The sequence below is a fragment of the Pacificispira sp. HM-600 genome, from assembly GCF_977993705.1.
On record NZ_OZ388079.1, the window covers coordinates 2,739,923 to 2,761,741 of the forward strand.

The following is a 21,819-nucleotide window of genomic DNA, read 5'->3' on the forward strand; positions in this document are numbered from 1 at the left end:
TACGAGCGGGGGTCAGTTCGTCAGATCCCAGACCAGCGCGGACGAACCCTCGACTTCGATCGGTGATCCGCTCGTCGGGACGTAGCGGACGGTGACCGGCGCGAGCGTGTATTCGAGGAGGGAGAACGGCACGGACAACTCGCCGACGCCGCCCGGGCCGAGCATGACGGTGGAGCGCATGGTCCCGTCGACGTCCACGGAGAGGGTGGCGCCCTCTTCTCCGACGACGGAGATGTTCAGGGTGGCTCCGGCGAGGGTGAACGTGCTCGTGACGGAGAACTCGGTGGGCCCGCCCGGGGGAATTGCGGGCTGGTTGGGGTCGACGGGATCGACGGGGTCAACCGGGTCAACCGGGTCGACGGGATCGACCGGGTCGACGGGATCGACGGGATCGACGGGATCGACCGGGTCGACGGGGTCAACCGGATCGACCGGGTCGACGGGGTCGACCGGGTCGACGGGATCGACGGGATCGACCGGGTCTACCGGATCGAAGGACGTCGGCGGGGGAGCCGGGTCGGTGCTCGGTGCTGGGTTCGATGACGGCGGGCGGGCCTGACGGCTGGGGGGTGAGACCGGGGCCACCGGTTCTACGGCGGGACCGGGCGAACTGTCAACCGGAACCTCCCTGGCCTCCGTGGACGGCAGAGCCGATGGTGAGGGCGCGGACGACGGTGAGGGAGACGCCACGGCCGCGACCGAACCCGGCTCGGCTGTCGTGGGTGCGAAGAAGGACGGCCCCAGCGTGACCCCGAGGACGGATCCGGTAACGACCACGGCGCCCACCGCGATTGCGACCGCGACCCCCGCGGCCGAGAAGATCCCTGCCGCGCCGGCCGTCGCCGTGCCCGCGGCAACGGCTCCTGCCGCCGCACCGGCGCTCGAAGCCGCAGCGCCGCTCGAGGCCGCAGCGCCACCCGAAGCCGCGCCGCCCGCCGTCCCGACAGAGCCGCCGGCAAAGGAGCCCGCGAAAGAGCCCGCACCGCTCGTCGTCACGCCGCTTCCGCCCGCGACGGTGACCGCACCGGGCGTCAGTGTCGACGGCATGGCCGCGAGGGCGACGATCGGGGCGCCTCCGCCCTGCAACGCCGCGAGGTAGCTCGATGCGCCCGCGATGCCGATCGTGAGGGGGAGCAACACGAGGGCGAGGCGGGACGAGACATCCTTCGCCTCCGCAGCGACGATCGCGCACCGTGCGCACTCGTGCAGGTGCTCATCGACGCGACGCGTATCGCGCGGTCCCAGGTTGCCGCGCGCGTAGGAGCCCAATCGTTCGATGGTCCACTGACAGTCCGAGCCGTCGACGACGCTTTGCAGATGCGCTTGCACCCATGCCTCGCGGAGGCCTTCGCGGGCGCGGAACGCCAGCTGTGCCACGGCCGTCGGTTTCAGGCCCAGCAGGGGTGCGATCTCGGCGGGCTTCATGCCCTCGATCTCGGAGTACCAGAGCACCTCCTGCCACCGTGTGGGCAGGCTGCGGAACGCGCGATGCGTCAGTCCGTGATCGAGTGCGTCCGCCGCCGCCTCGGGCGTCGAGGCGGGGTCTGCGACGGCATCGAGCTCGTCGATCGTGGTCTCTTGGCGGGCACGACCCCATCCCGCCGCCGTGTTGCGGATGCTCGTGAAGAGGTAGGCGCGGAACGACCCCGTGGGCCCGCCGCCCTTGCGGATGGACTGGTAAATCCGCGCATAGGCCTCTTGCACCAGGTCGTCGGCGTCGAGAGAACTCGTGATCGATCGTGCGACGGTGATGCCGGACCGGAAGTGACGTCGCCAGAGTTCGGCATAGGCCTCGCCATCGCCCGAGCGCGCACGCAGAACGAGGTCGGCGTCGCCGTCGCCTGTCGGCGTCGTGTCGCCCTCGTCGTTCTCCATGCAGAATCCCCGTAGGTGTCGTGTCGCCCGTTTCCCGCGGCCCGTTTCGCGCGGCCCGCTCCCGGGTGGGCTGAGTTCGCCGAATCGAACAGCCCATCGGATCTGTCGTTCCCGAGAACGTCCCCGCCGCAGAGGACGGGTGCCCGGTATTCGTCTCACTCAGAGAGACGCGATGGCAGCCGTTTTATGACGCAGTTCTCCCCATTGTCCACGTACGGGGACCCGAGCGGGAGGGGCGCCTTCGCGGGTGACTCGAAAAAGATTCCACAACTCGCGTAATGAACTCCCTCGTCAGGCATCTCTTGGGTGAGAGACGCGCTTCGCTCCTTCCGGGGGGATGGTGCGAAGTCGCTGCGGCGCTGGACGTCGCAGCTGCGGGGCGTGGCTTTCGGAAGGTCATCCGGGGGGAGGCCGATCCGGATCCACGCCCCGCCTCATCTCGACGCCGCGGGACTCATGGGGAAGCAGCCGGCGCGAACCCGATCCGAGGCATGGGGATGCTGAAGACGAGGTCAGGACGCGCCGGCCCGCGGCACGGGTTCGCCCGCCCGCCACACGGCGCGGACGGCGAAGTCCCGATCCCACAGGACGAGATCCGCCGGGGCCCCGCCATCCAATGTCCCGAGTTCGGGGTGTCCGACGGCGCGCGCGGGCGTTGCCGTCAGTCCACGTACCGCGTCCGTCAGGGGCACGCCGGATCGGATGGCGACCCGCAACGCGCGATCCGATGTCAGGGTCGATCCGGCGATGGTGTCGCTGCCGCGGAGTCGTGCGATGCCATCCCGTACCTCGACGGCGCGCGACCCGAGAAGCCAGTTCGCGTCGCGGTCGTCGGCGCCCGCCGCGGCCATTGCGTCGGTGATGAGCGCGATGCGTCCGGGCGCCATGCGGAACAGCAGGCGCACGACGGCGGGGTCGAGGTGCACACCGTCGGCGATGACCTCGAGGGTGACCCGTTCGTCGATCGCGGCGGCGGCGACGGGCCCCGGTTCGCGATGGTGCAGGCCCGGCATGGCGTTGAAAGCGTGGGTCACGATCGTGGCTCCCGCGTCGAACGCGGCACGGGCCGTCGCCGCATCCGCGCCCGTGTGCCCGATTGCGGCTGCCGCGCCGGTCGCGACGATCTGGCGAATCGCCTCGATCGCGCCCGGATTCTCCGGCGCGAGCGTCACCTGGCGCACCGTCCCCGCACCCGCGCCGAGCAGCCGCTCGACGTCGGTGGCGTTCGGCGCCCTCAGATCCGCGGGGTCGTGCGCGCCGCGGCGGTCGTGGTCGAGAAAGGGCCCCTCGAGGTGCGAACCGAGTATGCCCGGCTGAGTCTCGCTGAGTCGCGCGATGCGGCGGACGCGCCGCTCGAGGTCGGCCACGGGTGCGGTGACGAGCGAGAGCACCGCGCGCGTTGTGCCGTGCGCGGCGTGCGTCGCGAGGGCGTGGACGATCGCGGCATCCGGGTCGTCCTCGGCCGCACCGCTGGTCGCCTCCCCGCCGTCAGAGGCCCCACGAGCGCTGGCGCGAATGCCGTCGTACGACGCGCCCCCGCCACCGTGAACGTGGATGTCGATGAGGCCCGGTGTGAGCACCGCGCCCGGGCCTGCCGTGGCGGCGGCATCCACGATCCGGTCGTGGTCGTGCGCTGCGGCACGCCAGGCGTGGCCCGTTCCCTGTGCGGTGATGATCCCGCCGTCGACGCGCAGCCAGGCATCCGATTCGTCCCGCACGATGTCGGACGATGCGCCGCCGGCGCGTGTGTTGCCCGCCGCCGTGGCCCCGGTGGGCGCCACCAGCCGGGCCGAGTGCACGATGAAGCTCATTGCGCCCCACCGATTCCCGCGGCCCGCCAGGCGGGGGTGAGGGCATCGACCCGCTCGCGGAAGGACGCCCACGTGCGCGCCGACGACATCGCGGGCGGGGTGGACCACGCGATCTCCGCGGCGGCCGCGATCCGCGGAAAGACGAGGGCGTCTATGTCGGCGAGAGTCTCGACGGTCTCGGTCCAGAGAGCCGCCTCGACCCCCAGGATGTCGTGTTCGGTGAGCCCCTCGACTACCGCGAGCGGCTCCCAGTCGTAGGCGCGGCGGAGGCTCGTGTGCCCGTTCGCCCAGATGAGCCCCAGCGTGCTCTCGGCATCGGGTTTCATGTCGAGGTACACCGCGTCCGCGGGGGACAGGATGACTCCGCCACCGTTTCGTACGAAGGCGCGCGCGAGGTCGTCGTGGCCATCTTGCGGGGCGACGAAGCCCCAGTACTGCCCGATCGTGCCCGCCGGCAGCTCCGGGGCGGCCCCGGCTTCCTGCCAGGTGATCGGGACCTTGCCGACCTCGCGGACGACCTGGGCGGTGCGGCGCACGAACGCGGCGAAGTCGGCGGGCGCGGTGCCGAGGGCCTCATCGCCCCCGATGTGGAGGTATGGCCCGGGCGTCAGCTCGGCGAGTTCGCGGAGCACGTCGTGCACGAACCGATCGACCGTCTCATCGCCGATCCGCAGGGACGAGAACCCCACCGCCCACCCCGTGAACGGCACACCCGTCTCGGGCACGGCCTGACCGAGTTCGGCGACCTGCGCGCGCAACATTTCGGTGATCACCGGGGCTTCGACCAGCTCGGGGTACGCGATGCCGACCGCGTGGGTGTGTCCGGGCATGTCGATCTCGGGCACGACGGTCATGTGCCGGGCGGCGGCGTGCTCGACGATGCGCCGGTAGTCGTCCTTGCTGTAGAAGCCCCCGGACGCGTCGGTCCCGGGCCCGGTCAGCCGGGGCCAGGCGTCGATCTGCAGGCGCCATCCCTGGTCGTCGCTGAGGTGCAGGTGCAGGTGGTTGAGTCTGAGGCTCGCGGCCCGGTCGATGACGGCGCACACGTCCTCGACGGAGAAGAACTGCCGCGCGACATCGAGCATCATGCCGCGATAGGCGAAGCGCGGGGCATCCTCGACCGTCAGGTGGGGGAGGTGCCAGCTCGTGTCGTGGGTGGGGGTCGCGTCATGGGTGGGGGTCGCGTCGTCGGTGGGGGTCGCGTCATGGGTGGGGGTCGCGATCGTCTGGACGAGCGTCTGGGCTCCGTATTGGAGGCCCGCGGTCGTGGCGGCGACGATCTCGGCACCCGAGGCATCCGTCCGCAGCGTGTACGCCTCCGCACCGAGCCCGGTGTCCGGGTCGAGGCGGAGCCGGATCGTCGATGGGCCGGGAGATGTGTCGGCGGCTTCGGACGTCCGTACCGTCGGCGTCAGCCCGGTTCGTACCGTGATGGCCCGCGCCAACTCCTGTGCCTCGTGCGATGCCCTTGCCCCCGCGTGAATCACGAGTGCCGCGTCGAGAAGCAGCGCCCCGTCACCGGGCTCGACATGCGCCGGATAGGGGATCATGTAAGGAAACCTAACAAACCCCGAGCCCGGCCGCTACGCCGCGGTTCTCGCGGCCGTCATCGGGGGACATCGGGAGAGAACGGATGTCGGCGCATCCGCTAGACTCGCGGTGTCGCGACTGGCGTTCGGGTGGGTGACCACCGGGGAGCGACTGACTACGGTATTCGGCCGTTCGCCTGGGCCGATGCGGAATTTCTGCCGATGCCGTCGTTCTGGAGGTTGCAATGACCGATCCGCTCTTCAACGCCCCGCTCTCCGAAGTCGATCCCGAGATCGCACAGGTTCTGCAGCGCGAGCTCGACCGCCAGCGCGGATACCTCGAGATGATCGCATCCGAGAACTTCGTGCCCGTTTCGGTGCTCGAGTCGCAGGGCTCGGTGCTGACGAACAAGTACGCCGAGGGCTACCCCGGACGCCGCTACTACGGCGGATGCGAAGAGGTCGACGTCGCCGAAGAGCTCGCGATCGAGCGGGCCAAGAGCCTGTTCGGTGCGGCTTTCGCCAACGTCCAGCCACACTCGGGCGCAACCGCGAACGCCGCCGTGCTGCACGCGATCGCCCGCCCGGGCGACACGCTGCTCGGCCTCTCGCTCGACCACGGTGGGCACCTCACCCACGGCATGAAGATCAACTTCTCGGGCCGCCTGTTCAACATCGTCGCGTACGGCGTCGACCCCGAGACATCCCTCATCGACATGGACGAGGTGCGCGCGCTCGCCGTCGAACACAAGCCGAAGGTCATCATCGCCGGGTGGTCGGCGTACCCGCGTCAGCTCGACTTCGCCCGCTTCCGCGAGATCGCCGACGAGGTCGGCGCGTACCTGTGGGTCGACATGGCGCACTTCGCGGGGCTCGTCGCCGCGGGGCTGCATCCCTCACCGTTCCCGCACGCGCACGTTGTCTCGTCGACCGTCCACAAGACGATCGGCGGCCCGCGGTCCGGATTCATCCTGACCAACGACGCGGATCTGGCGAAGAAGATCAACACCGCGGTGTTCCCGGGCCAGCAGGGCGGGCCGCTCATGCACGTGATCGCCGCGAAGGCGACCGCGTTCAAGCTCGCGGCGACCCCCGCGTTCCGTGACCGCCAGGAGCGGACGCTCCGCGGCGCGCACATCCTCGCCGAGCGCCTGACGCAGCCGGATGTCTCGGCCGCGGGCATCGGCGTCCGCTCGGGCGGAACCGACGTGCACCTCGTGCTCGTTGACCTTCGCGATGCCCAGATCGATGGGCAACAGGCCGAGGATCTTCTCCACGACATCCACATCACCGTCAACCGCAACTCGGTGCCGAATGACCCGCGTCCGCCGATGGTGACGTCGGGTCTGCGTATCGGCACACCCGCCCTCGCGACACGTGGCTTCGGCGACGCGGAGTTCACCGAGGTCGCCGACATCATCGCGCTCGCGCTGCTGCCGGACTCCGAGGTCGAGGCGCTGCGGGCGCGTGTCGCCGCGCTGACGGCCGCGTTCCCGCTGTACCCCGGGCTCGAGCAGTAGCGCCGGTCGGCTGGCGCCGCGGGGATGGCCTGACCGGGCCATCCGTCGTGGCATCTGTCCGCCGCATCCGTCGTCCGGCGCGCTCACAATTCAGTCTGCTCGTAGGCGCTCCCAGCCGCACCTCGCGTGATTCCGCGAGTCGAGGTGGGACTGCCCCGCCGATGGACTGAATTGTGAACCTATCGGCGGTTGGCCGGCGCCGGTAGAGTAACTATCGACATAGGTATTTGGCCGACCCGTGAGGTGCTCGGTCCGACACAGCGCAGTCCCGCAGCGAAGAGGCGCGGACGACCGACGATGGGAGACACGATGACGGCGAAGAAGCTTGACGGTAAGGCAACGGCTGAGGCGATCAAGGGCGAGCTGACTGAACGCGTGGCAGCGCTGAAGGCCCGCGGCGTCACGCCCGGGATCGCGACCGTGCTGGTGGGCGCCGACCCCGGATCGCAGCTCTACGTGGGCATGAAGCACCGCCAGTCCGAGGCGATCGGGATGAACTCGATCCAGATCGAACTGCCCGCCGACGCGACGCAGCAGGACGTCGAGAAGGTCATCGACGATCTCAACGCCGACCCCGCGTGCCACGGCTACATCGTGCAGCTGCCGCTGCCGAAGCACCTCGACACCGACGCGATCCTCGAGCGGATCGATCCGGACAAGGATGCCGATGGCCTGCACCCGACGAACCTCGGGCGTCTCGTGCTGAACGTCAACAGCGAGATCACGTCGCCCCTCCCATGCACTCCGCGTGCGGTCATCGAGCTGCTGCGCCGCAGCGGTTACGACCTCGCGGGCAAGCACGTCGTCGTCGTCGGCCGCGGTGTCACGATCGGGCGTTCGATCGGCCTGTTGCTGACGCGCCGCGAGGTCAACGCGACCGTGACGCTCACCCACACCGGAACCCCCGACATCCCGTCGTACATCCGTCAGGCGGATGTCGTGGTCGCGGCCGCGGGGGTCAAGCACCTCGTGCGCGCCGAAGATGTCAAGCCGGGTGCCGCGGTGCTCGATGTCGGCGTGACGCGCGGCGAGCCCGACCCCGAGACGGGCAAGTCGGCCGTCTACGGCGACGTGGACCCCGCCGTCGCTGAGGTCGCCGGATGGCTCTCGCCCAACCCCGGCGGCGTCGGACCCATGACCGTCGCCCTGCTCATGACGAACGTCGTCGAGGCCGCCGAGCGCTCCGTCGCCTGACCGAGCGCTCCGTCGCCTGACGCGCCGCGGCCGGCCCCGGGCAGCTGCGGGCGCTGCATCCGCTCTCGGTACCCGCGGGCCGGTCACTGAGCTGGTCGAAGTGACCTGTTGCGGTGCGCGCGCGGCGGGTGGACGTGCGGCTGCGCGAGCCGCCTCAGCCGAGCTCGTCGAGCATGCGGCGCTGCTCGTCGGTGAGGCCGTCCTTCAGCCCGTGGCGATCGGATGCGCCGGCGCCCGGTGTCCCGGAGATCTGTTCCTTGGAAGTCGGCGTCGCCGAGGCATCCGTCGTCCCTTTGACCTTCGTGTGCCGACCCAGCTTTGCGGCCGCCGAGTCGTAGACGAGCCCGGCGCGCGCCTCGACACGGTCATCGATCGCGTCGTAGATCGCCCAGGCGATCAGCAGTGCGACCGGCGGCAGACCCCAGCCCCAGAACCAGCCCTCCACCCGGACCGACGTCAGCAGAACGACGAGAACCCACACGACCACGGCCACGATCAGCACGAGGACGTACTGCGTCAGCTTTTCGCCGATCTTGGTGCGTTGATTCGCCGAGCGTGCGGCCATGCCCCGGAACCACCGGGTGATGAGCGGTTTGATCCACAGTGTCGCGACAGTCAGCACGATCGCAGCCCAGAATGCAGCCCAGCCGACCGACACCGACGCGAGCAGCAGCCCGATCAGCCACAGCACGACGAGGTTGAAGAGGTACAGCGAGACGAACCGCACGATCCATTTGCGCATGGCTCCAGCGTGCCACGCGCCCGCCGGCGGATGCGACCTCGTGCTCAGCCCAGGCGCACCAGCGCTGTGACGTCGTCGTTCGGCAGTTCGTCGACGACCGCGGTGACCTCGAGCGAGTGGAAGTCGACGCCCCCGCGCTGCGTGGTCAAGAACGCGGTGTCGGATGCGTCGCGCCCGGTCGCGATCCGCACCATGGTGCTGCGGGGCGCGAGGGTTGTGGCATCGACGACGTGCCAGGCTCCGTCGACGTAGGCCTCGGCGACGGCGTGGAAGTCCATGGGCGACAGGCCCGGCGCGTATACCGAGACGAGCCGCGCGGGCACATTGCGAGCCCGCAGCAGCGCGACGCAGAGGTGCGCGTAATCGCGGCAGACTCCCTGGCGGGCGAGCAGCGTGCGCACGGCGCCGTCTGTCGGCAGGCTCGAGCCGCTGACGTACCAGAGGCGTGTGCCCACCCACGAGCTGACCGCGTCGAGCAGATCGATGCCCTCGAGGCCCTGGAACTCCGCGGCCGCGGTCGGCGCGAGGGTGTCGGACTCGCAGTAGCGGCTCGGCCGAAGGTAGCGGATCAGGTCGGTCGGGACCAGCTCTTCTTCGGGCATCTGCCCCAGGATGGTCGCGGTGTAGCTCGCCTCGAGTTCGCCCGTGCCGACCTCGACCCGGTGCAGGCGCGTGCCGTGCGAATCGACGAATTCTTCGGCCTCGACGGCCGCGCCGTCCAGGCTCACGAGCAGTCGTTCGGATGCGAAATCCGCACCCGCTGCGACAGCCATCGAGAAGATCAACTCGGCCGGTTGGGTGACCGTGAGTGTCATGCGTGCGCCGACGTCTCGCTTCATCTGTCGATCATGACAGCGCGGTGTGTCATTCGTATGAACGGATGCGGGGGGTTGACGGCCTTTCGAGGGCGCGGTAACGCGGCGGCGCATGCCAGGATGCGTGGAGACATCCGCGCCCGAAAGGACACCCCATGGCATCCCTCCCTCCGATCTCTGCCCTGCGCCGCGTCGGCGGACTCACGGTCGCCGCGGGCGCGTTTCTTGCCGTCGCGGGCTCGGGGGCCTGGTTCGCCGTGACCACGCAGCTGCGCGCCGAGAAGATCACCGTCCCGGGCAACGCGCCGATTCTTGCGGGCAGGCCCGTGCGGGGCCCGGTCACCGCCTATGTCCAGGCCGTCGTGATTAGAGGCAACGCCGAACGCGGGGCGGGTGGACGCACATTCGCCGACATCAGCGACGCGCTCCGCACCGTCGAGAAGGGCAGTGAGGAGGAGGGCAAGCTGCGCGGTCAGAGCGCCGCACTGGCAACCGCGGCGTCGCTCCGCACCTCACTGATGACCTCTGTGCTCGCGTATGGCGTGAGTGCGCTCGTCGCCGGGCTCGGCGCCTTCTTCGTGGTCGTGGGATCGCAGCTGCGCCGCGCGAGCGAGAACTAGGCGACGTCGGCTGCGCTGGCTCCACCTGCGCCGAGGCGGAGTGTCAGCGCGCCCGCACGCTCGTCGCGCTCATCACGGCCGGAATCCCCGGGGCAGCCTGCGGCTCAACTTTCTCGTGACGACCTCGCCGATCACGCCGATCACGACGAATACCCCGATGCCCTGCAGCGCACCCCAGGGGAGGAGTTCGACTCCGCGGAAGACCGTGATCCGCAGCACCACGAGTGTGACGATCGAAGCGACCAGGGCGGCCGCATACATGACCTGGGCTGACGTCATATTGCGCGAGCCCGTGTAGTTCTGCGCATACTCCGGGGCGGGTCCGAACTCGGCCTCGGGTGCGGCGCCACTGGCGGTACTTGCTTCTCTGACCGTCAGGAGAACATCGAGAACCTGCGCTTCGGTGTTCTTGCGTGCCCGCAGGGCACCCGCGAGGTCGGCGTAGTAGGTCATTCGGTTTCTCCTTGTGCGGTCGCGCTCAGCGCGGTGTCGATATCGTCTCGAAATCGGATCCAGTCGTCGCGAAGCACGAGCAGTCGATCCCGACCCGATGCCGTGATCGTCATGACCTTGCGGGCTGGCCCGTTGTCGGGGGCATGCCACGCGGACTCGATCAGGCCGTCTTCCTGCAGTCGGTTGAGGTGTGGGTACACCGTGGCCCCCTTCACCTCGAACCCCTGTGCTCTCAGCGACTCCATCAGGCCGTACCCGTGGTTGGGCCCGGTGGACAGGTGAGTGAGAAGGAGTAGGGGGAGCGCTGACCGAAACCAGTCGCCGATCGATCTATCCGAACTCATAACTAGAACGTATCACGTACTAGTTATGAACTGGAATAGTTCCTGAAACCCTTTCGCTCGGGCGTGACGGAGTCAGCGCACCTGCGCGCTGATCACGCTCATCACGGCCGTGTCGGCGAGCGTCGTGGTGTCCCCGACATCCCGGCCCTCGGCGACATCCCGCAGCAGGCGACGCATGATCTTGCCGGAACGTGTCTTCGGGAGTTCGGCGACGATGTAGACGTCCCGCGGACGCGCGATCGGGCCGATCTGTTCGCCGACCCAGGCGCGCAGGCCCTGCGCGAGGCCGTCGGGGGAGTGCTTGTCGAGGTAGCTCTGTTTGATGATCACGAACGCCACGACCGCCTGGCCGGTGGAACTCGAAAGTGACGAACGAAGCAGCGGCGTCAAGGGTCGTTGCCTATGTGAGTCGACGGGCTGTCGGCGCTGGTCGCTACTCTCAGGGCAATACCAAACCAGGAGGAAGCAAATGGGACTCAGCGCATCTCAGCAAGTCATCGAGGTTCGATTGGACAACGATCTAGCGGGGTCGCTCAAGGACCGTATCGACGCCGCGCTTGCCGAGCAACCGGATCATCGTATTGTGGCGCTGTCCACTGTCGCGAGCGGTGAGTTCCCGATGTATGTGCGCGCCATCATCGTGATCGAGTATGTGTAGCGCACCTACACCACGGCGAGGTTGGCTAGCCTGACGCATTCTGCTCGCAGCTCCTTCAATTGGGGAAGCGCGGCAGGGTTGCCCTGCAGATTGAGCAGCGGCAAGTGCTTCCTGATGAGTTTCAACTCTTCGACCGCGTGAGCTCCGGAGAACTCGACCCAGTTGACGAGGAGGTTCGCATTGATCCAGTCGACGATCGCTTGGTTGTCTGCCGGCGCGAACCTATAGTTCCTCGTGTTGCCCTTCCCGATCAGGCTCCCCGTCGGAGGTCGGTAGCCGAGGAGTGCTCCGATGCTTCGAAAGAAAGTGCCATGCCCTCGTCCTCGAAGCTCCTGGCCAACGAAGCGGCGGCTCAGACTCTGGCTGGCGATACCGATGTAGATCAAATCGTGATCACGACTCTCGCTGAGGATCTTGAACAGCTCAGGCAAGGCGCTCTTGTCGCCCACTCGGATCGCATAGAAGCCAGGACGATCCGGAACCTCAAGGTCGATGTTTCCGGCGGCCTGGAATGAAGTCGGATCGAGAAGAGCTGCGTCAAGTTTCGAGGGGTCGGCGCGCGGTAATGTCCGCACGACGGTGGCACGTGACGCCGCGACTTTGTTGCTCGGCTTCGGCAGGGTCAACTGTGCCAGCGGTGACCCGCCCCATTGGGTTAGGCCGATCGTCCCAGTCGCCTGGGCGAACAGGTGCGAACACTTCCGAGCCCGTGCGCGAACTTGGTCCGGCTGGACAGGCGAACCGTCCCGTTTGTCGTAAAGACCGCGGGTGTTGATATGCTCGGCAATTTCATTGCTCTTCAGCGGTCGCCCCGCTTCGAGCAGGACTTTCTCCATCGCATCATGAAGCATGATGACTCACCCCTTCGGCTGGCCTCAGCGTATCCACCAGCTCCGACATGACGGCGCGTAGGCGACGCGGCGGGCGGCAAATTCGGGGCGCGCTCGATCAGCGCACCTGCGCGCTGATCACGCTCATCACGGCCGTGTCGGCGAGCGTCGTGGTGTCTCCGACATCCCGGCCCTCGGCGACATCCCGCAGCAGGCGACGCATGATCTTGCCGGAACGCGTCTTCGGGAGTTCGGCGACGATGTAGACGTCCCGCGGACGCGCGATCGGGCCGATCTGCTCGCCGACCCACGCCCGCAAGCCCTGCGCGAGGCCGTCGGGGGAGTGCTTGTCGAGGTAGCTCTGCTTGATGATCACGAACGCCACGACGGCCTGACCGGTGGTCTCATCGGATGCCCCGACCACGGCCGCCTCAGCGGTTGCCTCGTGCGCGACCAGCGCCGATTCGATCTCGGCCGTCGAGAGACGGTGCCCCGAGACGTTCATGACGTCGTCGACCCGGCCGAGCAGCCAGATGTCGCCGTCGTCGTCGAGTCGCGCGCCGTCGCCGGCGAAGTAGAAGCCCTTGTCGGCGAACTTCTCCCAGTAGGTCTCGACGTAGCGGTCCGGGTCGCCCCAGATGCCGCGCAGCATGCTCGGCCAGGGCTCGGTCGCGACGAGCAGACCGCCGTTGCCGGTGCCGACGTGCTCGCCCGCGTCGTCGACCACGTCGATCGAGATGCCCGGAATCGGCACCTGAGCGCTGCCGGGCTTCGTTGTCGTGACGGCGGGCAGGGCCGAGATCATGATGGCGCCCGTCTCGGTCTGCCACCAGGTGTCGACGATCGGCGTCTTGTTCGCGCCGATCACTTCGCGGTACCACATCCACGCCTCGGGGTTGATGGGTTCACCGACCGAGCCGAGCACGCGCAGGCTCGACAGGTCGAATTTCTGCGGGATCGCGCGCCCGAGCTTCATGAACGAGCGGATGGCGGTGGGCGCCGTGTAGAAGATGCTCACGCCGTACTTTTCGATGATTTCCCACCATCGACCCGGATGCGGCGTGTCGGGCGTTCCCTCATAAATGACCTGTGTCGCGCCGTTGGCGAGGGGCCCGTACGCGACGTACGAGTGGCCGGTGATCCATCCGACATCCGCCGTGCACCAGTAGACATCCGTCTCGGGGCGCAGGTCGAAGACGTTGCGGTGCGTGAAGGCGGCCTGGGTGAGGTATCCGCCCGACGTGTGCAGAATGCCCTTCGGCTTACCCGTCGTGCCGGAGGTGTAGAGGATGAAGAGCGGGTTCTCGGCGGGGAAGGGCTGCGCCACGTGGTCGACGGATGCCTGGGGCACCGCATCGTGCCACCACACGTCGCGTCCCTCAGTCCAGTCGACGTCGTTCTTGCCGCGCTTGACGACGAGCACATGCTCGACGCTCGCCTGGGGGCCAAGTCCGTTGCGGGCGGCGAGGGCCATGTCGACGGCGGGCTTGAGGGGCGAGACCTTGCCCTTGCGGTAGCCGCCATCCGCCGTGATGACGACCTTCGCGCCCGCGTCGTCGATGCGCGAACGCAGGCTGTCGGCGGAGAACCCGCCGAAGATGACGGAGTGGATGGCGCCCAGGCGCGCGACCGCGAGCATGGATGCGACGGCCTCGGGAATCATCGGCAGATAGATCGCGACGCGGTCGCCCGCCTCGACGCCGAGACCCTCGAGCACGTTGGCGACGCGCTTGACCTCGTCGGTCAGCTCGGCGTACGTGATGCGACGGTCGTCGCCGAGCTCGCCCTCCCAGTACAGCGCGACCCGGTCACCGTTGCCGGCCTCGACGTGGCGGTCGAGGCAGTTGTAGGCGACGTTCAGCTCACCGTCGTCGAACCACTTCGCGAAAGGCGGGTTGGTCCAGTCCAACGTGCGCGTGAACGGCTTGGACCAGTGCAGCAGATCGCGGGCCTGATCGGCCCAGAAGCTTTCGCGGTCTTCGGCCGCGGCTGGGTAGAGCGCCGCGGCGGCCGTTGTATCGGCGAAGCCCTCGGGTGGGGCGAAGTGCCGGGTCTCGTTGTAGAGGTGGTCGATCTGGCTGGACATGGATGCGCGCTCCTTTGCGTGTCACCTCGGCGCTCGGGGACGCCGGGGATCGTCTCTGCGAATGTACCGGCGCTTTCGGACGAGGGACTACCGCCGAAAGTGGGTGTTGCGGGTGCTGTCGGTCATGCTCGGCGGGTCCGATCGCAGGGCCCCTGACATCCTCGCACTGATATACCGCATCATCTGCCCGAATTGGCGGGATGCGTTCGGATTTCATGCGTATGCTCTTTGCGGCCGAACATTCGATTCTGGCATTGCGACGTCCCCTCGTGCGGACGTTGCTGGGCGGCATCCCGTTCCCCCCACGGGATGCCGCCTTCTCTTTTCTGCCGTCCGGCGCGGTCAACGCGGCTCGTGCTCGTCCTCCCCAGCGTGCGAATCAGGGGGCAGGTCCACCAAACGGGGGTGGGCGCGGGGTAGGGGGCGCGCGCTTTCCTAACCTCGCTGCATGCCCCCACCCTTCGTGCCCGCGCCGCCGCCTGACGTCGTCGTGCGTGCGGCGGGGCACGAACGGGTCTCCGTCGATCTCCGACGACATGATTTCGCGCAACATGACGTGGATCGGCGGACCGGTGGATTCGTACCCGCCTTCGAGCACGTCAGCAGATCCACCGGGATGGATTTCGTGCACGATGCGGATACGGAGCGGACGTTCGCGGCTGCGGCGCCCGCGACGGCCGGACCATCCGAGCATCCGTCCCAACTTGCGCCGCTGGTCGCCTACCTGGACGATCCGGATGTGACGGATGTCTTCGTCAACGGTTCGCGCGGGCTCTGGGTCGACCGGGGCGTCGGCGCGATCCGCGACCCGCTGTGGCGTGCCGACGAAGATGCGGTGCGTGAGCTCGCGCTCGGGCTGATCGGGCTCGGCGGACGTCACGTCGATGAGGCCAGTCCGTGTGTGGACGTGCGGTTGGCGTCCGGGATGCGCATTCACGCCGTGCTGCCGCCGATCTCGACGGCGGGCACGACCCTCTCGATCCGCATTCCGCGGGTGGTGCGGCCGACGCTCGACGATCTCGACGTGCGGGGTATGTTTCGCGCTCAGCCGGGTTCTGCCGCCTGGCTTCGCTCGCTCGTCGCCGACCGTGTGAACGTGCTCGTGACCGGCGCCGCGGGCAGCGGGAAGACGACCCTCCTGGCCGCGCTGCTCGCTGCCGCGCCCGCCTCTGAGCGCATCGTGACGATCGAGGACGTCGCCGAACTCACGATCGCTCACCCGCACCACGTTGCATTGGAAGCACGGCAACCGAACCTCGAGGGTGCGGGTGGGATCGGGCTCGCCCGCCTCGTTCGCGAAGCACTGCGGATGCGTCCGGATCGGCTCGTGCTGGGGGAGTGCCGGGGCGATGAGGTACGCGAGCTACTCGCCGCGCTGAACACCGGTCACGACGGGGGTGCGGGAACCGTACACGCGAGCGGATTGCGCGAAGTGCCCGCTCGGCTCGAGGCGCTCGGAGCGCTCGCGGGGCTCGACGATGGCGCCCTGGCCCGGCAGGCCGTGAGCGCGATCGGAGCGGTCGTGCACGTCGGTCGCGCCGCCGACGGCACCCGCACGCTGATGGGCGCGGGGCGCCTCAGCGTGGAGAACGGGCGGCTCGCGATCGTGGAGCAGGCGCCGTGGCTTTCGTGAGGCGGCGCACCCGGGCCGTTCGCGACGCGGGCCCCGCCGAGGTCGCCGAGGTCGCGCGCCGTGCGGCCGTCCTGCTGCAGGCGGGCGTCGCGCCGCACGCCGTCTGGCGGTACCTGGCGGACAGGGATGCTTCGGCCGCTGCCGTGCTCGCCGACCTCGACCGGGGCGTGTCCGTGGCCGCCGCGATCGCGGTTCGGGGTGAGTCGTGGCGCGAACTGGCGGTCGCGTGGGCGGTGGCGTCCGCGGTCGGTGCGGCGCTCGCCGAGGCGTTGCGCTCCTTCGCCCTCGGGTTGCGGGACGCCGCCGAAGCACGCGACGACGTTACTGTCGCCCTCGCCGAGCCGGCTGCGACGGCGCGCCTGATGCTGTGGCTGCCGGGGGTCGGTCTGCTGATGGGTGCGGCTCTCGGGTTCGACACTGTCAGCATCCTGTTCACCGATCCGCGGGGGATCGCGTGCCTCGTAGCGGGACTGACGCTCGTCGTCGGTGCGCGAGTGTGGACCGCACAGCTCATTCGACGCGCACGGCCCGAGCCGGGACTCCCGGGTCTCGACGCCGAGCTGTTCGCGATCGCTCTGAGTGGTGGGGCATCGATCGACGCCGCTGCGGTGCACATCGGCCGTGCGCGTGCGGCCGTGGACCCCGGCCGTGGCGACACGCAGACGGTCATCCCTCCGGCCGTGCAAGAGGTTCTTGACCTCTCGCGCGCGGCGGGTGTCCCGGCGGTCGAGCTGCTCCGCGCCGAATCCGCGAGTGCCCGTCACCGCGCCCGAGTGGATGGCCGACTGAGTGCCTCGAAACTCGGGACCCGCTTGTTGTTGCCCCTCGGGGTCTGCACGCTGCCGTCCTTCCTTCTCCTTGCCGTGGCGCCGCTCGTGCTCTCGATTCTCGGCACCACCGACCTCCCCGCCCTCTGAAGAAAGGACCCACCGCACTGCTCGCCTGGCACTCGTTGTCGCTCGCGGCCACAGGTCGTCGCAACAAGTGCCAGGGGAACCCATCCAGCGTCCCGGACGACGGGGCCATTGTTCGAACTGACCACATATAGAGAGGTACACCATGAAAGATCCCTTCAGCCCTCGCGCCGTTCGAGCCGCCCGGCGCCGCCTCCTCGAGGACGACGCCGGAGCCGCGACCGCCGAATACGCGATCGCCACGATGGCGGCGGTCGCCTTCGCCGGGCTGCTCGTCGTGATCATGCGTAGCGACGAGGTGCGCGGCATCCTGACCGATCTCGTCCGGCGTGCCCTGACGGTGGCCTGACCGTGCGTCGCGGGTCGGGTCACCGGGCCAGTCGCCGCGGGGATCGACGCCACTGGCGGGATGTCCGAGGCCGGGCTCCGCTCGATGACCGCGGCTCCGTCGCGGCCGAGTTCGCCGTGACCCTTCCCGCCGCTCTGCTCGTGATCGTGGTGGGCGTCGGCGCGCTGGCGGCGGGGTCGCAGACGGTGCGCCTGCAGGGAGCAGCGGCGGATGCTGCCCGCCTGATCGCACGCGGAGAGCCACAGCCCGCGGAGGCCCTGGTCGGGCGCCTGGCGGGCGGCGCCGACCTGCGGGTTGACGAGAGCGGTCGACTCCTATGCGTCACGCTGACATCACCGGTCGCGGTGCCCGGCCTCGCCGCGACGGGACTGGATGTCTCGGCTCGGGCCTGCGCCGCGGCGGGCGGCCGCTGATGCCCGGAACACGGCGGGAGGGCTGATGGCCCGAAACGCGGCGGGCGGCCGCTTGATGCTCCGCCAGATGCTCCGCCAGATGCCGGGGCGCTGCTGATGGCGGGCGCAATGCTCGTCGTCGGGTCCATGCTCGTCAGCGCGACCCTCGCAGTCGGGCTCGCGGCGACGGGTGGTGCGGCCGTGGCCGCTCGCCGTGCTGCCGGGGCTGCCGACAACGCCGCGATCGCCGCGGCCGACACCGTGTCGGGAGCGCTGCCGGGTGAGCCGTGCGAACGCGCGGCGGAGGTAGCCGAGGCATCCGGTGCGCGCTTGCTCTCGTGCGGCACCGAGGACCTCGACGCGATCGTGAGCGTCGAGGTGTTGTTCGCGGGTATGGCGGCGGTGGCGCGCGCCCGGGCGGGACCGCCCCGCGACTCCGTCGATTCGGGCTGCCTGTGTAGATCTCCTCAGTCGCGTCGGCCCGAATCCACCGTGTCGCCGAGGCGTCGCCGACTCGCCCCGGACGAGGCGCCGCGCCGCCCCAACCCGGCTCACAGTCTCTGGTGTGTATGGTGTGCATCGGAGAAAGGACCCCCGTGGCCACCAGCAAGAAGCTCGTCATCGTCGAGTCTCCGACGAAGATGAAGTCGATCCAGTCGTACCTCGGAGACGACTACGAAGTGTTGTCGTCTGTCGGACACATCCGTGATCTCGCCGACAAGAAGGACATCCCCGCCGACCTGAAGAAGACCTCGGTCGGCAAGTACTCGATCGACATCGAGAACGACTTCGCCCCCTTCTACGTCGAGAGCGACCGCGGCAAGAAGACCGTCGCCGAGCTCAAGCGCGCCCTCAAGGGCGCCGACGAACTCCTGCTCGCCACAGATGAGGACCGCGAGGGCGAAGCCATCGCGTGGCATCTGCTTGAGGCACTCAAGCCCAAGGTTCCCGTCAAGCGCATGGTTTTCCACGAGATCACCAAGGACGCCATCCAGGCCGCCGTCGAGAAGACGCGCGAGCTCGATCACGACCTCGTGGACGCTCAAGAAACTCGCCGCATCCTCGACCGCCTGTACGGCTGGGATGTCTCGCCCGTGCTCTGGCGCAAGATCGGCTCGGGCAGCAACGGTGCCGCCCTCTCGGCCGGCCGCGTCCAGTCCGCCGCGACGCGTCTCGTCGTCGACCGCGAGCGCGAGCGCATCGCGTTCGTCGGCGCCAACTACTGGGACATCGAGGCGCAGGTCGAGAAGGATGCGTCCGCCTTCGGCGTCAAGCTCGTCCGTATCGACGGCGCCGCCATCGCCCGCGGAACCGACTTCGACGACAAGGGTCAGCTGAAGAAGGCCGTCGTCGTGCTCGACGAGGCCGCGGCCCGCGAACTGGCAACCGACGTGCAGACGGCGGGTGAGGCATCCGTCAGCAAGGTCGAAGCCAAGCCGGGCACGCGCAGCCCGTACGCGCCCTTCACGACCTCGACGATGCAGCAGGAGGCCGGCCGCAAGCTCTCGATGAGCGCCAAGCACGCCATGAGCGTCGCCCAGCGGCTCTACGAAAAGGGTTACATCACCTATATGCGTACCGACTCGGTGTCGCTGGGTACGCAGGCGATCCAGGCGGCGCGCGAGCAGGCCGTGCAGCTGTATGGCGACAAGGCCGTGCCGCTCAACCCCCGCGTCTACAAGAGCAAGAGCAAGAATGCGCAGGAGGCGCACGAGGCGATCCGTCCCTCGGGTGAGCACTTCCGCACGCCGTCTTCGCTGACCGGATCGCTCGATCGCGACGAACAGCGCCTGTACGACCTGATCTGGAAGCGCACCGTCGCGAGCCAGATGGCCGACGCCAAGTACGAGACCACCACTGTGACCCTCGAGGTCGCGGCGGGCGCTCGCCGCGTCGAGTTCACCGCATCCGGCACCGTTTACACCTTCAAGGGCTTCCTCGAGGCCTACGAACAGGGACGCGACGAGAAGCGCGGCGACGCCGACAAGGCCGACGACCAGTCGCTGCCGCAGGTCGCCGTGGGCGACGCACTGACGGTCACCGAGGTCGAGCCCAAGGGCCACGCCACGACCCCGAAGCCGCGTTACACCGAGGCATCCCTCGTCAAGGCGTTGGAAGAGAAGGGCATCGGCCGCCCGTCGACCTTCGCGAGCATCATCGACACGATCCTCGACCGCGGGTACGTGACCAAGCGCGGGCAGGCTCTCGTGCCGAGTTGGATCGCGTTCAGCGTCGTGCGGCTGCTCGAAGAGAACTTCCCCGACCTGATCGACTACGACTTCACGGCCGCCCTCGAGGATGACCTCGATGCGATCGCGCGCGGCGAGCAGGGTCGCGTGTCGTGGCTGCGCGATTTCTACTTCGGCTCTGAGGGCCACGCGGGCCTGCGCAACATCGTGGATAACCTCGGCGAGATCGACGCGCGTGAGCTCAACTCGCGCCCGGTTTCGGATGGTGTGACGCTCCGCATCGGCAAGTACGGCCCGTATCTTGAGGTCGTCGACGCCGAGAACCCGGATGCCGACCCGCGCCGCGTGAACGTGCCCGAAGACCTCGCGCCCGACGAGCTGACGCCCGCGAAGGCGCAGGAGCTCATCGAGGCGCCCGTCGCCGGCGACCGTGTGCTGGGCGAGCACCCCGAGACGCACAAGCTCGTCGTCGTCAAGGACGGCCGCTACGGCCCGTACGTACAAGAGCTCGAGCCCGAAGAGCCCGCGGGCGTGGACGAGTCGACCGGCGAGGTCGTCGACGCACCGGCCCCGAAGAAGCGCGGTGCGAAGAAGGAAGTCGCGCCCAAGCCCCGTACGGCGTCGCTGTTCAAGAGCATGTCGGTCGACACGATCGACCTCGACACGGCCCTCCGCCTGCTCGAGCTGCCCCGCACGGTCGGCACCGATCCCGAGTCGGGCGAGGTCATCACAGCGCAGAACGGCCGCTACGGTCCGTACTTGAAGAAGGGGACGGACTCGCGTTCGCTCGAGAACGAGCAGCGGATCTTCGACATCGACCTGCCCGGCGCGCTCGCCGTGTACGCGCTGCCGAAGTACGGTGCGCGTCGCCCCTCCAGCGCCCTCAAGGAGTTCGAAGCGGACCCGGTCAGCGGCAAGCCGATCCGCATCCGCGACGGACGCTTCGGCGCCTACGTCACGGACGGCGAGACCAACGCGACGATCCCGCGCGGCGAGTCGGTCGACGACATCGACTTCGAGCGCGCCGTGCAGATCCTCGCCGACAAGCGTGCCAAGGGCCCCGCGCCCAAGCGCACCGCGCGCAAGCCGGCGGCTCGCAAGGCGCCCGCGAAGAAGAAGTGATGACGGATGCCGGGGGTGCGGCGGAAACGTCGCGCCCGGCTTCGCGCCCGGGCCTGTGGGTCACGCTCGAGGGCGGCGACGGCGCCGGGAAGACCACCCAGGCGGCTCTGCTGCAGGAATGGCTCGAGGCATCCGGTCGCACCGTCGTCCGTACGCGCGAGCCGGGCGGCACCGAAGTCGGTGTGCTGATCCGTGACATCGTGCTGCATCACCGGGGCGAGGTCGCGCCGCGCGCCGAGGCACTGTTGTACGCGGCCGACCGGGCGCAGCACGTCGAGACGCTGGTGCTTCCCGCGCTCGAGCGGGGTGACGTGGTCGTGCAGGATCGCTACCTCGATTCATCCGTCGCCTATCAGGGGGCCGGGCGTGTGCTCGATGCAACCGAGGTGCGCGACCTGTCGCTCTGGGCGACGGGCGGGGAACTGCCCGATGTGACGATCCTGCTCGACCTGGACCCCGCGGCAGCCCGCGCGCGGCTCGACGCCGACGACAAGCCGTTCGACCGGCTCGAGGCCGAGCGCGAAGACTTCCACACGCGGGTGCGCGCGGCCTTCCTCGACCTCGCGTCGGCTGAGCCCGAGCGTTTTCTCGTGCTGGACGCGACGCTGCCGGCGGCCGAGCTCGCCGATCGGATGCGCGCGCGCATCGAACCCCTGTTGTAGGGCACCAACCCCGTAGATGGAGTCGGTCCCCTCCCGCCGACCGTGTCCCAGTTTCGCTCGGTATGGACCGCGCTGTGCGGG

Annotated in this window: 21 protein-coding genes and 1 riboswitch; of the genes, 11 read left to right on the plus strand and 10 right to left on the minus strand. The window is 68.9% G+C overall.

All coding sequences use genetic code 11. The annotated features are described in order from the left end of the window. Positions 1-12: 12 nt before the first annotated feature. From ACXZ1E_RS13155 to ACXZ1E_RS13165, 3 genes are all read right to left on the minus strand, one after another. Entirely contained in the window at positions 13-1,875 is a 1,863-nt protein-coding gene (locus ACXZ1E_RS13155) for a sigma-70 family RNA polymerase sigma factor (protein WP_458040920.1), read from the minus strand. A gap of 512 nt (positions 1,876-2,387) precedes the next feature. Continuing rightward, positions 2,388-3,686 (minus strand): N-acetylglucosamine-6-phosphate deacetylase, encoded by a 1,299-nt coding sequence (locus tag ACXZ1E_RS13160; RefSeq protein ID WP_458040921.1) that lies wholly within the window; start codon positions 3,684-3,686, stop codon positions 2,388-2,390. After that, positions 3,683-5,236 carry a family 20 glycosylhydrolase gene (locus ACXZ1E_RS13165; RefSeq protein WP_458040922.1) on the minus strand — a complete coding sequence of 518 codons (1,554 nt, stop codon included), beginning with the start codon at positions 5,234-5,236 and terminating at the stop codon, positions 3,683-3,685. The genes ACXZ1E_RS13160 and ACXZ1E_RS13165 overlap by 4 nt, the downstream gene beginning before the upstream one ends. Positions 5,237-5,340: 104 nt before the next feature. Further along, positions 5,341-5,425, plus strand: a riboswitch (ZMP/ZTP riboswitch). A gap of 35 nt (positions 5,426-5,460) precedes the next feature. Here ACXZ1E_RS13165 and glyA point away from each other — a divergent pair. Both glyA and ACXZ1E_RS13175 read left to right on the plus strand, forming a co-directional pair. Beyond that, complete coding sequence (gene glyA, locus ACXZ1E_RS13170) at positions 5,461-6,735, plus strand: serine hydroxymethyltransferase (protein WP_458040923.1); 1,275 nt, start codon at positions 5,461-5,463, stop codon at positions 6,733-6,735. A gap of 309 nt (positions 6,736-7,044) precedes the next feature. Further along, the gene (locus ACXZ1E_RS13175; RefSeq protein WP_458040924.1) at positions 7,045-7,929 is read left to right on the plus strand and encodes a bifunctional methylenetetrahydrofolate dehydrogenase/methenyltetrahydrofolate cyclohydrolase; all 885 of its coding nucleotides are present in this window, start codon (positions 7,045-7,047) and stop codon (positions 7,927-7,929) included. A gap of 154 nt (positions 7,930-8,083) precedes the next feature. On the opposite strand, the gene ACXZ1E_RS13180 is transcribed toward ACXZ1E_RS13175, so the two are convergent. Then, positions 8,084-8,671, minus strand: a complete 588-nt coding sequence (locus tag ACXZ1E_RS13180) for a hypothetical protein (RefSeq protein WP_458040925.1) — start codon at positions 8,669-8,671, stop codon at positions 8,084-8,086. Positions 8,672-8,715: 44 nt separating this feature from the next. Next, positions 8,716-9,510 carry a transglutaminase-like domain-containing protein gene (locus ACXZ1E_RS13185; RefSeq protein ID WP_458040926.1) on the minus strand — a complete coding sequence of 265 codons (795 nt, stop codon included), beginning with the start codon at positions 9,508-9,510 and terminating at the stop codon, positions 8,716-8,718. A gap of 131 nt (positions 9,511-9,641) precedes the next feature. On the opposite strand from ACXZ1E_RS13185, the gene ACXZ1E_RS13190 reads away from it, so the two are divergent. Continuing rightward, positions 9,642-10,106, plus strand: coding sequence for an aromatic ring-opening dioxygenase LigA (locus tag ACXZ1E_RS13190; RefSeq protein ID WP_458040927.1), 465 nt, complete (start codon positions 9,642-9,644; stop codon positions 10,104-10,106). 72 nt (positions 10,107-10,178) lie between these two features. Here ACXZ1E_RS13190 and ACXZ1E_RS13195 read toward each other — a convergent pair whose 3' ends face one another. From ACXZ1E_RS13195 to ACXZ1E_RS13205, 3 genes are all read right to left on the minus strand, one after another. Continuing rightward, complete coding sequence (locus ACXZ1E_RS13195; RefSeq protein ID WP_458040928.1) at positions 10,179-10,559, minus strand: hypothetical protein; 381 nt, start codon at positions 10,557-10,559, stop codon at positions 10,179-10,181. Further along, on the minus strand, positions 10,556-10,903 hold the full coding sequence (locus tag ACXZ1E_RS13200; protein WP_458040929.1) for a PadR family transcriptional regulator: 348 nt from the start codon (positions 10,901-10,903) through the stop codon (positions 10,556-10,558). The genes ACXZ1E_RS13195 and ACXZ1E_RS13200 overlap by 4 nt, the downstream gene beginning before the upstream one ends. Positions 10,904-10,975: 72 nt before the next feature. Continuing rightward, positions 10,976-11,293 (minus strand): AMP-binding enzyme, encoded by a 318-nt coding sequence (locus ACXZ1E_RS13205; RefSeq protein WP_458351964.1) that lies wholly within the window; start codon positions 11,291-11,293, stop codon positions 10,976-10,978. A gap of 79 nt (positions 11,294-11,372) precedes the next feature. Here ACXZ1E_RS13205 and ACXZ1E_RS13210 point away from each other — a divergent pair, with 79 nt between their 5' ends. Continuing rightward, a complete protein-coding gene (locus ACXZ1E_RS13210; RefSeq protein WP_458040930.1) occupies positions 11,373-11,561 on the plus strand; it encodes a hypothetical protein in 189 nt (62 codons plus the stop codon). Between the two features lie 5 nt (positions 11,562-11,566). Here ACXZ1E_RS13210 and ACXZ1E_RS13215 read toward each other — a convergent pair whose 3' ends face one another. Further along, a complete protein-coding gene (locus tag ACXZ1E_RS13215) occupies positions 11,567-12,412 on the minus strand; it encodes a GIY-YIG nuclease family protein (protein ID WP_458040931.1) in 846 nt (281 codons plus the stop codon). A 97-nt stretch (positions 12,413-12,509) separates the two neighbouring features. Beyond that, a complete protein-coding gene (gene acs / locus ACXZ1E_RS13220) occupies positions 12,510-14,477 on the minus strand; it encodes an acetate--CoA ligase (RefSeq protein ID WP_458040932.1) in 1,968 nt (655 codons plus the stop codon). A gap of 448 nt (positions 14,478-14,925) precedes the next feature. On the opposite strand from acs, the gene ACXZ1E_RS13225 reads away from it, so the two are divergent. The 7 genes from ACXZ1E_RS13225 (at position 14,926) to tmk (ending at position 21,738) form a co-directional block, all read left to right on the plus strand. Beyond that, positions 14,926-16,110: a TadA family conjugal transfer-associated ATPase gene (locus ACXZ1E_RS13225; RefSeq protein WP_458040933.1), complete on the plus strand. Its 1,185-nt coding sequence runs from the start codon at positions 14,926-14,928 to the stop codon at positions 16,108-16,110. Then, positions 16,098-17,027, plus strand: coding sequence for a type II secretion system F family protein (locus tag ACXZ1E_RS13230; RefSeq protein ID WP_458040934.1), 930 nt, complete (start codon positions 16,098-16,100; stop codon positions 17,025-17,027). The genes ACXZ1E_RS13225 and ACXZ1E_RS13230 overlap by 13 nt, the downstream gene beginning before the upstream one ends. A 142-nt stretch (positions 17,028-17,169) precedes the next feature. Then, positions 17,170-17,373 (plus strand): DUF4244 domain-containing protein, encoded by a 204-nt coding sequence (locus ACXZ1E_RS13235; RefSeq protein ID WP_458040935.1) that lies wholly within the window; start codon positions 17,170-17,172, stop codon positions 17,371-17,373. Between the two features lie 116 nt (positions 17,374-17,489). After that, positions 17,490-17,786, plus strand: coding sequence for a TadE family type IV pilus minor pilin (locus tag ACXZ1E_RS13240; RefSeq protein WP_458040936.1), 297 nt, complete (start codon positions 17,490-17,492; stop codon positions 17,784-17,786). A gap of 108 nt (positions 17,787-17,894) precedes the next feature. Continuing rightward, a complete protein-coding gene (locus tag ACXZ1E_RS13245; protein ID WP_458042934.1) occupies positions 17,895-18,410 on the plus strand; it encodes an Rv3654c family TadE-like protein in 516 nt (171 codons plus the stop codon). Next, positions 18,362-21,076, plus strand: coding sequence for a type I DNA topoisomerase (gene topA, locus ACXZ1E_RS13250; protein WP_458040937.1), 2,715 nt, complete (start codon positions 18,362-18,364; stop codon positions 21,074-21,076). Before ACXZ1E_RS13245 ends, topA begins: the two co-directional genes overlap by 49 nt. Continuing rightward, positions 21,076-21,738 (plus strand): dTMP kinase, encoded by a 663-nt coding sequence (gene tmk / locus ACXZ1E_RS13255; RefSeq protein ID WP_458040938.1) that lies wholly within the window; start codon positions 21,076-21,078, stop codon positions 21,736-21,738. The genes topA and tmk overlap by 1 nt, the downstream gene beginning before the upstream one ends. Positions 21,739-21,819: the final 81 nt, after the last annotated feature.